Annotated in this window: 11 protein-coding genes; all 11 read left to right on the top strand. The window is 43.1% G+C overall.

Annotated elements, in window-relative coordinates; translation table 11 throughout:
* Positions 1-56 precede the first annotated feature (56 nt).
* The 11 genes from MHH56_RS16975 to MHH56_RS16925 all read left to right on the top strand — a co-directional run bounded on the left by MHH56_RS16975 (position 57) and on the right by MHH56_RS16925 (position 14,420).
* Positions 57-869 (top strand): TIGR01457 family HAD-type hydrolase, encoded by an 813-nt coding sequence (locus MHH56_RS16975; protein WP_339202682.1) that lies wholly within the window; start codon positions 57-59, stop codon positions 867-869.
* 38 nt (positions 870-907) lie between these two features.
* Entirely contained in the window at positions 908-1,738 is an 831-nt protein-coding gene (locus tag MHH56_RS16970; RefSeq protein ID WP_339202680.1) for a DNA-formamidopyrimidine glycosylase family protein, read from the top strand.
* A gap of 28 nt (positions 1,739-1,766) precedes the next feature.
* Positions 1,767-2,099: a cyclic-phosphate processing receiver domain-containing protein gene (locus tag MHH56_RS16965; RefSeq protein ID WP_339202679.1), complete on the top strand. Its 333-nt coding sequence runs from the start codon at positions 1,767-1,769 to the stop codon at positions 2,097-2,099.
* A gap of 1,736 nt (positions 2,100-3,835) precedes the next feature.
* The gene (locus tag MHH56_RS16960; protein WP_076265825.1) at positions 3,836-4,852 is read left to right on the top strand and encodes an SAM-dependent methyltransferase; all 1,017 of its coding nucleotides are present in this window, start codon (positions 3,836-3,838) and stop codon (positions 4,850-4,852) included.
* Between the two features lie 135 nt (positions 4,853-4,987).
* Positions 4,988-6,742 carry a histidine kinase gene (locus MHH56_RS16955; RefSeq protein ID WP_339202678.1) on the top strand — a complete coding sequence of 585 codons (1,755 nt, stop codon included), beginning with the start codon at positions 4,988-4,990 and terminating at the stop codon, positions 6,740-6,742.
* Positions 6,735-8,291: a response regulator transcription factor gene (locus MHH56_RS16950; RefSeq protein ID WP_339202677.1), complete on the top strand. Its 1,557-nt coding sequence runs from the start codon at positions 6,735-6,737 to the stop codon at positions 8,289-8,291. Before MHH56_RS16955 ends, MHH56_RS16950 begins: the two co-directional genes overlap by 8 nt.
* Positions 8,292-8,407: 116 nt before the next feature.
* Positions 8,408-9,745 (top strand): extracellular solute-binding protein, encoded by a 1,338-nt coding sequence (locus tag MHH56_RS16945; protein WP_339202676.1) that lies wholly within the window; start codon positions 8,408-8,410, stop codon positions 9,743-9,745.
* Between the two features lie 102 nt (positions 9,746-9,847).
* The gene (locus MHH56_RS16940) at positions 9,848-10,747 is read left to right on the top strand and encodes a sugar ABC transporter permease (RefSeq protein ID WP_076265829.1); all 900 of its coding nucleotides are present in this window, start codon (positions 9,848-9,850) and stop codon (positions 10,745-10,747) included.
* A 2-nt stretch (positions 10,748-10,749) separates the two neighbouring features.
* Positions 10,750-11,586 (top strand): carbohydrate ABC transporter permease, encoded by an 837-nt coding sequence (locus MHH56_RS16935; RefSeq protein ID WP_076265830.1) that lies wholly within the window; start codon positions 10,750-10,752, stop codon positions 11,584-11,586.
* Between the two features lie 35 nt (positions 11,587-11,621).
* Positions 11,622-12,653 (top strand): glycoside hydrolase family 88 protein, encoded by a 1,032-nt coding sequence (locus MHH56_RS16930; RefSeq protein ID WP_339209626.1) that lies wholly within the window; start codon positions 11,622-11,624, stop codon positions 12,651-12,653.
* 147 nt (positions 12,654-12,800) lie between these two features.
* Positions 12,801-14,420, top strand: coding sequence for a serine/threonine-protein kinase (locus MHH56_RS16925; RefSeq protein WP_339202674.1), 1,620 nt, complete (start codon positions 12,801-12,803; stop codon positions 14,418-14,420).
* Positions 14,421-14,483: the final 63 nt, after the last annotated feature.

Genomic DNA, 14,483 nt, shown 5'->3' with positions numbered 1-14,483 from the left:
CGTAAGCTTGACCACTATAGTGGCGACTGCCGTTTACCCTTGGGAGGAAAACAACGATGACAACGGGACTGCCTGCCATGCGCGGCTTATTAATTGATCTTGACGGAACGTTATATCACGGTACTCATCAAATTACTGGTGCAGCTGAACTCATCACTTATTTGAGAGAGATTAAGCTTCCATATCGCTTTGTTACAAACAACTCCTCTTCTACACCCGATGAGGTTGCTGAAAGGCTAATGAAAATGGGTATTCCAGCTGCTGCTGATGAGGTATACACATCCGCGCAAGCGGCTTCTGAGCATATCGCTTCGATTAAGCCAGGTGCATCCGTATTTGTCGTTGGTGAGGCTGGACTAAAACAGGCCGTGCAAGAAGCAGGTTTAATTCTCACAGAGGAACAACCGGATTTTGTTTTACAAGGAATTGACCGTTCGTTCACTTACGAGCGATTAACGAAGGCCGTTCGGTATATTCACAGTGGGGCTGAATTCGTTATGACAAATCCTGATTTGCTGCTGCCATCCAGTGATGGACTCATTCCGGGAGCAGGCTCTATTGGAGCTATGTTGAAGGCAGCGGGCGGCAAAGAACCTGTACTCATTGGCAAACCATCATCCATTCTTATGAGCTATTCATTAAGATCGATTGGCTTAAGCGCTGATGAAACATGGGTAGTAGGCGACAATTTGGCAACAGACATCGCTTTTGGAGCAGCTGCTGGATGCGGTACGATTCTTGTACTGACCGGGCTTACAACAGCGCAAAATATCGAGTATTATATGGAGCAGGCAGGGTGCAAACCAACTGTCATTTGCAATCATTTAGAAGAGCTTCGTTCTTATATATCTGATCATAGAGATTGTTAAGACTTATAACGAAGAAAATAGGAAGGAAGCGAGCTTTCATGCATGAATTGCCGGAACTGGAAAATTATCGGGCTTTATTGGCGGAGCAATTCGCTGGCGCCCAAATTACCGGTATCGAGATAACAAATGGTAAAGTTTTTCAAGCAAGTGAAGAACAAATTGAGCGTGACGTGGTTGGTAAAGTTGTATGGTTTGTTGAAAGAAGAGGTTTGCATTTAGTTTTGCACTTGGATAATGGAAAACGTCTATTGCTTCATTTGGGGCAAGGGGCTTATTTGTATAGAGGAAGCGAGTCTGACAAACCTGATCGCAACGTTCAGATGAAACTGCATTTCGGTGAAGCCGTATTGTATGGAGTCGGTTTGCGTGCAGATGATTTGCAGCTGTTGACTGTGAAGGAAGTCGAAGGGAAACTTGGACGCCTAGGACCAGATGCATTGGACAAAAGAGTGACAGTGGATCGTTTCATTGCACTATTTGCCAAAAAACGTGTAGCAATCAGAACCGCTCTTAGCGACCAAAACGTGATTTCTGGAATTGGTGCTGCATATGCGGATGAGATTTGTTTTGCCGCAGCAATTCGCCCTGACACTAAAGTTCCAGTATTAGAAAACGAAGCATGGGAACGCCTATACGCAGCGATGCATAATGTACTAAAGGAAGCGATTTCACAAGGAGGAGCGGGAGAGCATCCGTTCTTTGAAGGAGATAGCTTAACTGGAAAACATCGGAATCACTTTCAAGTCTTCGAGCGTGAGGGTCAACCATGTTCACGCTGTGGTGCTGTGATCGAGAAAATCGATGTATCTGGCCGCAAAGCGTATGCTTGTCCTGCTTGTCAACAAGATGAGGGATTAATCGCGCTTTGAGTCTATCGGTTGAACGGGGGATTCATTTATGATTCATGTTTATTTAGACGATTATCGCACTTGTCCAAAAGGTTTTGTATTGGCAAGCAATGCAGAAGAGTGCAAGCAGCTGATTGACCTTGAGGAAATTGATATTTTATCACTTGATTACGATCTAGGCTGGTCACAGCCGACTGGCTACGAAGTCGTGCGCCACATTGTTGAAACGGGTCGTTATCCAAGCCAAATATACTTACACACCTCAAGTGCCGCTGGTCGCATGCAAATGTACCATATGCTTTCAACGAATGCGCCGGCAGAGACCAAGCTGTTTAATGGTCCTATGCCGGAGGCTCTCATTAATAATATAGCTGGGCAATAATATGCACCCAGACCCTTTAAGGATTTTTTACACCCAAACCCATAAGGGCTTTTAGACCCAGACCCTTCAGGTCTACTACACCCAAACCCTTAAGGGTTTTTTAAAGTGAAATCTTTGAGGATTTTTAAAACTCCCGACCCTAAAGGCTTTTCGAACCCACCCAAACCCTCCCTTCCAAGGGAGGGCCCCAAGGGTTGCACCCTCTGGACACCCACAACTGGACTAACGTGGGAGCTTGATCGGCGCTTATGAGTTAGGGTAGAGCATCGAACGCTTTCGTCCCTTTGGGACACGCTTTCACTAATTATGGGGAACCCCTAGGTGGGTTCGAACCAACCTAAACCCTCCATTTCAAGAGAAGGCCCTAGGGTTGCACCCTCTGGACACCCGCAACTGGATTAACGTGGGAGCTTGACCGTCGCTTATGAGTTAGGGTAGAGTATCGAACGCTTTCGTCCCTTTGGGATACGCTTTCACTAATGAAGGGGAACCCCAAGGTGGGTTCGAACCCACCCATACCCTCTCTTCCAAGGTAGGGCCTTAGGGTTGCACCCTCTGGACACCCGCAACTGGACTAACGTCGAAGCTTGAACGGCACTTGAGAGTTAGGGTAGAGCATCGAACGCTTTCGTCCCTTTGGGACACGCTTTCACTAATGCGGGGGAACCCCAAGGGCTTTTCGAACACACCCAAACTCTATATTTTTTAAGGAATTTGAAAGTTACGCTCATTGGACACCTGCAGCTGGACTAACGTGGGAGCTTGATCGTTGCTTTCGAGTTAGGGTAGAGTATCTAACGCTTTTGTCCCTTTGGGACATGCTTTCACTAAGAGGCTTTCACCTTTTCTTAATAAACAGTCTCATTAGGTTAAATTATCAACTAGGATTTTGTGTGAGATGACCAGTTTTTATTTTTGATGCAGTTTTATAAATAATATCAACTACATATTGTTAAGCCAATTACATATAAGACTAATTTTTAGACTTATTTGGTGTAATTCGATTGGTTTGAGGGTATTAAGACTAGTTTTTAGTTCTATTTGTGCTCAATTTTACAATAAGCAGTAATAAAATTTATTTTTCTCTGATTTAAGACTATATTCTAGTCTTATTTAGTTTTATTGAGCCCATTTAGTTGAAATAGTTCTAGTTTCTATATCTATTTCACTAACATCGTCCGTTAATCATTATTTATGGGCTAAAACAATGGTTCATATGGCTATACTCAAATAATAACTAGCAAAAATAATATTTAAGTTAATTACTCGAATAATTTCACGAAATGTGACATATTCGGTTATAATGCAAACAAAGACTAAAAATATAAATAGAACTAAAATGCTGCGTAATTAATTTGCTGGCATTTCTATGTTTTTTTTTATCTCTGATCTATGTAAATGTTTGTATTTACGAAGGCTTCAATCTTTCACACATCAAGACACGATTTACATTTACAGACAACAAACTTCTAGCGTATCCCGTAGGGACGAAAGCGCTCATCCGTAAACTAAACATTCCAGCACAGATTATCGCCAACGTTAGTCGAGTTGCGGGTGTCCAGAGGGTGCAACCCTTGGGGCCCTCCCTTGGAAGGGAGGGTTTGGGTGGGTTCGAAACGCTTGTAGGGTTGGTGTAGTAATTGTTTAGGGCTCAGGGTAGTAAACCCTCGAGGGCAGGGGTGAAAAAATCCCTCTAGGGATCTAGGGTAATATAACACGAAAGAGGTTTAACATACGTGAGTCAATGGATCGGAACAGCTAATCAAACTTATGCACCATATGCGATGGAGGAGCTTCGGAGGCTGATTGAGGGCGTTGCCTTCACACAGCTAGCAGCAGGCGAAGTGTTTTTAATGACGAGCCCGCTAACACGGGAAGAGACGCTGCAAGCGATTCATCAGCAGGAGCCGATCTTTTTGCGCCATGTGCAGCCGGTGGATCGGACGATTGAAATTACAGGAAATGCGAATGATTTAGAACAATTGTCTAGCATGGTTCGAAATGCTGTATTAACTTTGGAAAATAAACGGGTAGCCGTTCATATTAGACGTACGTCGAAATCGGAGTTTGTGTATTCGGCTGCTGATACAAAAGCGGTGATAGATGCGGTACTCGAAGAGATTGACGCGGAACCTGTTGTACAGCAGCCAGACGTTATTATTGCGATCTATGCTGCGATTAATCAGCTATATGTCGGTTTTGGATCGCCATCGGAGATGCTCTCGGATTGGCCGGGCGGAGCCGTTCGTTTTCAACGCGAAGAAGGACAAGTCTCACGTGCCAAATTTAAGCTGCTTGAAGCAGAACGTGAATTCAACCTAAATTACGCACAGTTTCAAAATGCCCTTGATGTTGGCGCAGCGCCAGGCGGCTGGACATCACTTTTACTTGAACGCGGCCTGCGGGTTACAGCCATCGATCCTGCTGAATTGCATCCATCGCTAATGGCGTATCCTACGTTAACGTACTTAAAGCGCAATGCATCTGAAGTGAAATTTAATCCCGATTCATTCCAGCTTCTAGTCTGTGATATGAGCTGGAGTCCGATGATGATGTGTAAGCTCGTTCTCGATCTTGAGCCTGCACTAACGAAGGGTGCAACTGCCATAATTACAGTTAAGCTGATGCACCGGAAACCGCTTCAAACGATTCGAGACGTGATTTCAAGACTTTCAACAGAATTTAAGCTTCAAAAAGCTAAGCAGCTGTTCCATAACAGAGAAGAAATCACACTTTATTTGATCAAAAAATAACAGGAGTCGCCCCCCTTGTTGATAGGAGGGCGCTCTTTTTTCAAATCCAGCATACAATCCTAGCAAAGAATGAGTATGTCTTCTAACCAATAATAATTCGATAATAGCTGTAATCTCTTAAAGGAGACCTGGCCAATGCAGAGCTTGAAAGCGCTTTATATGAATTTGCGTATCAAACACAAAATGTTTGTGTTGATATCAGTCATCATGCTGGTTGTTGCTATGCTTGCTATCATTATTCAGCAATACGCTTTTGATTTTTATGATCAGGAAATATATAAGCAATCTTCCAAAGCGCTCAGTTTGTCGTCTCTCAGTATCGAGAATGAGCTGAAAAAGATGGAGAAGCTTACCTTTATGCTTTCAACGGATTCTACGATCCAGCATTATTTGAGATCCATCAAGAGCGGTTTGTCCGATTATGATAACTACGTTGTGCAATTAACGGTAAAAGAGCGAATGGTCAATATCGGCGGGCTTGATAAATACGTGCTTTCCGCCCAGCTGTATGACGTAAATGATAATGAATATGCGGTTGGTGCAAATTCGATAACGATTTACCAGGACCGTCTGGATGCGTTCAAAAATGCAACAGCGGTGAAAAAGGGAGGAAATACGTGGATTGCCCCCTACAGCAACGATAAGTCCTTAATTGCTGCGCGAGAGGTGCGTTCGTTTGAGCAGCTGAGCTTAGACTATCTTGGCACTTTAGCGCTTCGCATCGATATGAACAAACTGTTTAGAGACCTTGCTAAAGGCATGAACAGCAACGACGCGAAGCTGGTCATTATGAAAAACAATGAAGCGGTGTATCCTGAAGCGTCCGCTTTTTCCATGGAGTCCTTATCTGCGCTGCCTGGCAATGAGGGCTACAAAGTTATACGTTATGAAGGTAAGCAATATTTTGTTACTTATATAGCGTCAACTTATACCGATTGGACTTATTATACGCTGATCCCATTTGATGACATCTTTGACCGTGTCGTGAAGGTCAAAAATACGATTATTATTATTTTTGCTATATTATTTATCGTCATTCTCCTCATTGCAGTTGGCTTCGCAAATGGTATTACAGAGCCTATTGAACGCTTGAATGCTAAAATGAAAAGAGTACAGCTTGGTAATTTTGAATATATCGAGGAGCCGAATGAGAGAGCGCTTGCAATGGATGAAGCTGGTCAAATGCATCGAAACTTCCGAATAATGATTGAACGAATCAATGAGCTCATTCATGAAAATTACGTGAAGCAGCTTACGATTCGCGATACGGAATTTAAAGCGCTGCAAGCTCAAATTAATCCACACTTTTTGTACAACACATTAGAGTCGATCAACTGGTCCGCCAAGCTAAGCAACCAAACACATATTTCTCAGATGGTTGAAGCGCTCGGCTCCTTGCTCAGAACGTCCATCAATTTGAAGGAGCCGCTCATCCCGCTTAGCAAGGAACTGGACATCATTAATCACTATGTCACGATTCAGAAATACCGTTTTGAAGAACGGCTTGATTTCCATATCGACGTCCCGGACAGGCTGCTTAACTGCAGTATTCCGAAGCTTTCGCTTCAACCGCTCGTTGAGAATGCAATCAATTATGGCCTTGAACAAATGATTGACACCTGTAAAATACAAATACATGCCTATGTGGAAAATGAGCTGTGGTTTATTTCAGTGGAGGATAATGGGCCGGGAATGGAAGAAGAGTTTGTCACAAAGCTGTTAAGCGGACAAGTGCAGACGAAAGGCTCCGGTTTAGGCTTGAAAAATATCGAAGACCGCATCAAGCTGCTGTATGGCGAAACATATGGCCTAATGGTAGAAAGCAAGCCAAACGGCGGTACCAAAGTGAAGCTGATGCTTCCTTATGAAATGAGGGATTTCCATGTATAAGGTTTTGTTGGTGGATGATGAACGAATCATCGTAGAAGGCATATCGCGTACAGTAAACTGGAATGCATATGAGGCAGAACTGGCAGGAACGGCGCGCAATGGACTTGAAGCTTTGGCCTTTATCGAGAGCCATATGCCGGATATCGTCATCTCAGATATCAAAATGCCAGGCATGAACGGGCTGCAGCTGGTGGAAAAAGTGTACGAAAACTACCCGCATATCGTTTTTATTCTTCTTTCCGGCTTTAGTGAGTTTGATTATGCTCGCACGGCGATGCAATTTGGAGTGAAACACTATTTGCTTAAGCCATGCAATGAAAATACGATTACGGATGCACTAACCGAGGTGATAACAGAGCTGAGGAAACAGCAAACGCAAGAGAGCTTTATGCTTGATATCCAGAAAGAGCTTTCAAAGGTGCTTCCTCACGCGAAGGAGCAATTTCTTAAGGAGCTTGTAACTAATAAGACATATGGCCAGCGTGATTGGGATGATTATGGCATCCTGTTTCATATTACAGTAGACAATGAAAAGGTTCAGTTGATTTTATTTCAAATTGAGGGTGTTTTTGAGTTTGAGCATCTGTTTGCTGTCAAAAACATCGCTCAGGATGTTCTCGGTAAACCGACGGTACTCCTCAGTACGACGATAGGAAAACATGTGTTGTTGCTCATTAAAGAGATTAACGACACAGACATTTTATTTGCACAATTGAATGAAATTAAGCAAACGTTTTCTTCCTATTACAAATTGGATGCTACGGTGGCCGTCAGCAATGCGGGTCAAATTATCGATGCTCGTAAAATGTATCGTGATACGCTGGAATGCTTAAATTATCAATTTTATTTAGGCGAAGGAAGCATCATAACGCAGAAGGATGTCGAAAGAGGAGATGATCAGGCGCTTAAGCCTTTCATGTATGATGAAGAGCCTCTTTGCATGCATGTCAAATCAGGAGACTGGTCGTTTGTTCAGCATGAGCTGCAAAACTATTTTGATATGCTTGCCGACAGCCGCATGGACATGCATCTCTCGAAATCTTATGTCATACCACTTTACATATCTATCGTTAGACAAGGCAAACCTGAAGAAATCAATGAATATTTAACTAAGATTGCCGGATTTGATCAATTTACAACACTAAAAACGACGCAGCAATTCGTCACCGAATGTGCGCAGCAAATATGCTTGAACAACTTTCATACCCACACCAATAAGCATTCCGCCATTATTCAGAAGATGATTCAAGTAATTGAAGCACATATTTCCAATCCTGATCTATCGCTCAACTGGGTAGCAAGTGAGATCTTATACATGAACGCAGATTATGTAGGCAAGCTGTTTAAGAAGGAAATGGGAGAGAAATTTTCAAATTACGTTGTTCGGTTAAGGATGGAGCGAGCGATGGAAGAGATCGAGAAAACAGGTGATGTGAAGGTTTTTGAACTCGCTGAGAAATTTGGTTTTGGCGATAATCCGCAATATTTTAGTCAAGTTTTTAAAAAACATACAGGGTCCACGCCTTCCGAATTCAAAAGGTCGCCATAATGGCGACCTCTGTTTTTTTAACAAAGAAAGCGGTTTTTTTAATTCCGACGATTCGACATTCACCCTATAATAAAGCTTGTAAACAACATTAAAGAGTCTGGAAGGGGCGTAACACAATGAAAGCACCAAAGAAAATGCTTTTGATGCTCATGGCTTTTGCACTAGTTCTCGTAAGCGCTTGCGGCGGAAACGCAAACAATGAAAAACCAACAAATGCGACCAACGCACCAAAATCAACAAACGAAGTGAAAGAAGAGCCAGCAGAAGCAAAGCCGGTCACTCTTCGTATCGCATGGTGGGGCGGACAGCCGCGTCATGATTACACAATGAAAGTCATTGAGATGTACAAAGCGAAAAACCCGCATGTAACGATAGAAATGGAATATGCAAACTATGATGACTACTGGAAAAAGCTTGCTCCTCAAGCAGCTGCAAACGAGCTTCCTGATATCATCCAAATCGATACGCAAAACTATTCGCAATACGCTGGCAGAAAACAATTGGCTGATTTGACTCCATTTATCGGCAATCAAATTGACGTAAGTGACATTAGCCAAAACGCGATTGATGGCGGTAAATTAGGCGATGGACTATACGGTATGAACCTTGGTGTAAATGCTCTTGGGTTTAACTACGATCCAGCACTACTGAAAAAAGCAGGCATTGATTCCATTCCTGAAAACTACACTTGGGATGATTACGTAGCAATGGCTGCAAAAGCAAAAGCAGCAGGAATTTTCTTCGACAACGGTATGCGTCCAGAAGTGTTCTTCGGCTACTACCTACGTACACTTGATAAAACGTTGTTTAACGCAGAAGGCAACGGCCTAGGCTACGAGGATGATCAACTATTCACCGATTTCTTCGGAATGCTAGCTAAACTTGTTATCGATGGCGCAGTACCGTCACCAGACGTTCTAGCTCAAATCAAAGGCGCAGAAGACAGCCACCTTGTATTGAACCAAGGCATTGGCGTATGGCAATGGTCGAACCAATATGTTGGATTGCAGCAAGTGGCTAACCGTCCGCTAGCAATTGCTCCAATGGCTGGTCCAAACATGACTAAAGGGTTATTCCTTAAGCCAAGTATGTTCTTCTCCGTATCGGAAAATTCAAAAGTGAAAGAAGAAGCAGCTAAGTTTATCAACTTCTTCGTAAATGATATCGAAGCTAACAAATTGATTTTAGGCGATCGCGGCGTACCTGTTTCCTCTAAAGTGAAAGAAGCGTTAAAAGCAGTTTCTACTGAAGCACAAATCCAAGTATACGACTATGTTGCTTGGGCAGAAGCGAACAGCTCACCAATGGATCCAGCTGATCCAATCGGTTCTGCAGAAGTGTTCAAATCGCTCACAAGCCTTGCAGAGCAAATGAACTACAACAAAATTAAACCAGAAGACGCAGCTAAGAAGTTTAGAGACGAAGCAACCGCTATTCTTAAGAAAAACAAGTAATATTGTTTGAGTAGAAGCGATGGTTGGTCGTTAGATCGACCATCGTTTTTTCATAAATAAAGATGCTTTGGCACGCTAGACTTCGTATAGGAGTTGGATAAGATGAAATCGCTATCACTTAAAAACAACTTGGTTGGCTACACCTTTATTGGTCCATTTGTTATCGGATTTTTATTGTTCACCTTAGTACCCGCTGTCGCATCGTTATATTTCTCGGTTACCGATTATGATCTCTTATCGACACCATCCTTTATCGGATTAGAGAATTACCAGACGATGTTTTTTGATGACTCGAAGTTTTGGGCATCTCTAAAGGTAACTTTTTTATACGTATTTATCGGTGTACCGCTTAGATTGGCCTTTGCATTATTTATTGCGATGATCTTGAATACAGCCTCGAAAGCAATCGGGTTATATCGGACCGTTTATTATCTTCCTTCGATTATTGGCGGAAGCGTTGCCGTATCGATTATGTGGCGCAACCTTTACGGCGACGAAGGGGTTATAAACATTTTTCTGAATGCACTCGGTTTAGATAGCGTGAGATGGTTTGCTGAACCTGCAGCTGCGCTGTGGATGCTCATTACATTGTCCGTTTGGCAATTTGGATCGTCGATGCTTATTTTTCTAGCAGGTCTCAAAAATATACCGCCAGAATTGTACGAAGCTTCCAATGTGGATGGAGCGGGTCCAGTCGTTCGCTTCTTCAAAATTACTTTGCCAATGCTCAGCCCGATCATTTTGTTTAATACGATCATGCAAACCATCGGAGCATTTATGACCTTCGTTCCAGCTTACATTATTTCAAAAGGCGAGGGCGGCCCGTTAGACGGCACACTTCTTTATTCCCTTTACTTGTTCCGTCAAGCATTCGTTTATTTCGATATGGGATTTGCTTCAGCAATGGCGTGGGTAATGCTCATTATTATCGCTATCCTAACAGGGATTTTGTTCTACACCTCTAAAAAATGGGTTCATTACGAGTCGAAAGGTGGCCATTAAACATGACATTCAAAAAGCTGAAGTGGCCGATCTACCACATATTTGTCGCAGCGCTCGCGTTAGTCATGGTTTACCCGGTGTTATGGCTGTTAATGAGTTCATTTAAGCAAAGCAATCTCATCTTCGCAACGGCTGATTCACTTATACCACAGCCTTGGATTTGGGAAAATTATAAAATAGGCTGGGTCGGCATAGCAGGTCAGTCATTCGGCAATTTTATTATGAATTCTCTAGAAATCGTTGTTATTTCTACCATCGGAGCTGTATTATCATCTGCATTTATCGCTTTTGGATTTGCAAGACTTAATTTTGTGGGGAAAACGTTTTGGTTTGGAATCATGATGGTTACGCTCATGCTTCCCCATGATGTTGTACTCGTTCCGCAATATATTTTGTTTGCGAAGCTCCATTGGTTAAACTCAATTAAACCTATTGTTATCCCGCAATATTTCGGCATTCCGTTTTTTATCTTTTTACTCATTCAGTTCATCCGGACCATTCCGAATGAGCTCGACGAAGCAGCAACGATCGATGGCTGCGGGAAGTTCCGCTTGTTTTTCCGAATTATTTTGCCGCTTGTCGTTCCAGCTCTGGCTACCGCTTCAATTTTCTCGTTTTACTGGCGCTGGGAAGACTTGCTCGGACCGGTTTTATACTTAAATCGTCCAAGTTTGTATCCAGTGTCGATGGGTCTGAAAATGTTTCTCGACAGCGATACCGTCTCCAACTGGGGCGCTATGTTCGCGATGTCAATCGTCAGCCTTATACCGGTGCTCGCCATTTTCTTCGCATTCCAGAAGTATATTGTTGAAGGTATCAGCACCAGCGGTTTGAAATAGACATTCAAAATGAAATAGGGGAGAGGAAGATGGAAATGCCACAGCTTCAATTTGACGAAAATCATATTAAGGACGTTATAGATCGTGTTGTAGATCGCACATTCAGAATGGATTTTAGCTGGGATTGGCCGGGCGGTGTTGCTTTCTATGGGGTTGCGGAAGCGTACGAGGCAACTGGTAATGAACGTTATATTCAGCTTTTGCAGGAATGGATTGATGAGAAGCTGGAAGACGGCTTGCCGAAGCTATCTGTCAATGGAGTATCCATAGGTCATGCTTTAATTTCATTGTACAAAGCAACTGACGAGCAAAAATATTTAGATGTCGCCATTCAAATGGCCGAATACTTAAAAAATGATGCGGTACGATTCGCAGATGGCATTTTCCAGCACACGGTCAATTCAGAAACGTATAATTTTCCTGAGCAAGCGTGGGTGGATACGATGATGATGGCGGGTTATTTCCTCGTGCGTATGGGACATTTGCTCGGGCGAAACGATTATTTGGAAGATGGCCTGAAGCAGTATCACGGTCATGAGCATTTTTTACAAGATCCCGTTTCGAACCTTTACTATCATGGCTGGGACAATATTGCAAAAAATCATATGTCCTCGATTTTCTGGGCACGTGGAAACTCTTGGGCTGCTCTTACAATGGCAAAGGCATTGCCGCATATAGCCGTTCAGCATCCTTCATTTATGATAATTGAAGGCTCAATGCGAGATCAGCTTAGTACATTAGTGCGTATGCAATCCGAAAATGGGCTATGGCACACGGTTTTAAACGATGATAGCTCCTATCATGAAACGTCGGGTTCAGCAGGAATTGCGACTGGATTATTCGCATTTGGTTCCTTATACAACAAATACATTCAGCGTTCGATCGAAGGTGTTTTGAGCCAAATTACAGAGGACGGCGCAGTGCTGAATGTATCAGCCGGAACAGCAGTTATGAATGATTTGCAGGGCTATCGTGAAGTGGCTCATAAACGTGTACAAGGCTGGGGGCAAGGACTTGTGCTTGCGTTTTTGGCGGAGCTGTTGAATTCCAAGAAACGTGTTTTTTAAAGAAATGCATCTTGTTTCAAGTTTAAGATTTATGTTAAAGTAGCACTAATAGATAGGTTATCAGGAAGGCATCCTGATGCGGTTTGTAACTTACAAACGGCGTCGGGATGCCTTTTTTTGTTCGTATTTTATGCTGGAGGGATCGATATGGAAGGTACGGAAATGATATTTTCGCCATATGCAATGGGATCTGTGGTGGGGGATCGATACCGGATTGTCGGCATTCTTGGGCGAGGCGGGATGGGAGTCGTGTACGCCGCTGATGATTTGAAGCTCGCAAGTAAACGAAGAGCTATGAAAGTCATTGCACCGCTGCCAGGCGGTCGGAAATATGCAGAAGAAGCACAAATGATGATGAGGCTGGAGCATCCGCAGCTTCCTTTAATGGTCGACTACTTCCCTCCGAATGAGCTGCAATTCGAAGCACTGGTAATGGAATACATTGAAGGCTGCACGATTACAGATTTATTTCGTTCAAACGGAGCACAGCTAACCTTTACAAACATAATTGATATCGGATTACAGCTATGCTCTGCGATTCGTTACTTGCATGAACATACGCCTCCAATTATTCATCGTGATTTGAAGCCCTCAAACGTGATGATTGACAAAAAAGGAAATGTGAAGCTAATTGATTTTGGTATTTCACGCCAATATATTACCGGCAAGGATAAAGACACCGTTCAGCTTGGAACGTATGGCTTCGCAGCGCCGGAGCAAGCAGGAGCAGGGCAAAGCGATGAGCGAACGGACATTTATGGACTCGGTGCGCTGCTGTATTTTATGGCTAGTGAGGGAAGTATTTATCATCAAAAAACGGGCTGGACAGCGGATTCTGCTTTATTTACATCTTTGCAGCCAGACGTTCCGAAAGCCTTTAAGCTTGTGCTAAAACGTTTACTTCAACCCGATCCCCAATATCGATATGCAACTATAGCTGAAGCGGAGAAAGCGCTAGAGGTTTTTGTAGAGCCTGATAGCGACAATAAGGTGTTCTGGAATCAACTAAAAAGCAAACCCTGTACACAATTAAATCAGAAGCTGATCGGCTTATTATCTTTATCCTCAGGTGCAGGGTCTACCTTTTTGACGCATGCACTTGCAGTCCTGCTTGGGAGGCAAGGCGCTTCTATAGCAGCAGTCGAATACGACGATACTAGGCCTGAATGGCACGCATGGTTATCTGGGCATAAAAGCATCAGTAATTATGAACAGTCCGGTCAGCTAACACAGGATAAACGTTATATCCACTATAAACATAATGATTTAGCAGTAAATTGGTTTTCATTTCATTCTGAACTAAGATCCGATGATGCTAAATATGATGCTATGGCTTTTGCACAAATGCTTCGGACTTCACCAACTATGTACCAGCTATTCGATTTCTCTGGCAGTTGGAAGGAGTCTAATGCTATATCCATGCTGAAGCAGTCGCATTTCCTATTTGTAATTGGTGATCCTGCTGTGGTTAAGTGGCAAGCGAGCGAATTAAAGCTGCTAATGGACTTGAAGCAAAAAATGAAAGCCACAGGCGGAAAATTATTTTATATCGCCAACAAGGATCTGAACTACCATGGTCGGAATGAATGGCTTTCCTTATTTCCCGACAAGCCATTAGCCATCGTGCCGCGACTTCCGGAAGAGACGCTGCTTTCTTTGCAATGGAAAGGGCTCTGGGCAACGGATGAATCGCGCTTAAATAAACGATTAAATCATGCGCTTTCGCCCATTTTACAGCTCCTTTATAAGGAAATGAACACAAAATGACCATTTTTGTGGTACAATGATACGGGCAAAACGACACATTTCACAAGCTATAACTATGGTTCA

This window comes from Paenibacillus sp. FSL K6-3182 (genome assembly GCF_037976325.1).
GTDB lineage: Bacteria > Bacillota > Bacilli > Paenibacillales > Paenibacillaceae > Pristimantibacillus.
This window is presented reverse-complemented; position numbering and strand designations above follow the sequence as displayed.

Excerpts from the sequence above, each read along its gene's own strand:
- MHH56_RS16925 (WP_339202674.1), top strand. The coding sequence starts at position 12,801 with ATGGAAGGTACGGAAATGATATTTTCGCCATATGCAATGGGATCTGTG.
- MHH56_RS16955 (WP_339202678.1), top strand. The coding sequence starts at position 4,988 with ATGCAGAGCTTGAAAGCGCTTTATATGAATTTGCGTATCAAACACAAA.
- MHH56_RS16950 (WP_339202677.1), top strand. The coding sequence starts at position 6,735 with ATGTATAAGGTTTTGTTGGTGGATGATGAACGAATCATCGTAGAAGGC.
- MHH56_RS16970 (WP_339202680.1), top strand. The coding sequence starts at position 908 with ATGCATGAATTGCCGGAACTGGAAAATTATCGGGCTTTATTGGCGGAG.
- MHH56_RS16930 (WP_339209626.1), top strand. The coding sequence starts at position 11,622 with ATGCCACAGCTTCAATTTGACGAAAATCATATTAAGGACGTTATAGAT.
- MHH56_RS16945 (WP_339202676.1), top strand. The coding sequence starts at position 8,408 with ATGAAAGCACCAAAGAAAATGCTTTTGATGCTCATGGCTTTTGCACTA.
- MHH56_RS16975 (WP_339202682.1), top strand. The coding sequence starts at position 57 with ATGACAACGGGACTGCCTGCCATGCGCGGCTTATTAATTGATCTTGAC.
- MHH56_RS16940 (WP_076265829.1), top strand. The coding sequence starts at position 9,848 with ATGAAATCGCTATCACTTAAAAACAACTTGGTTGGCTACACCTTTATT.
- MHH56_RS16935 (WP_076265830.1), top strand. The coding sequence starts at position 10,750 with ATGACATTCAAAAAGCTGAAGTGGCCGATCTACCACATATTTGTCGCA.
- MHH56_RS16965 (WP_339202679.1), top strand. The coding sequence starts at position 1,767 with ATGATTCATGTTTATTTAGACGATTATCGCACTTGTCCAAAAGGTTTT.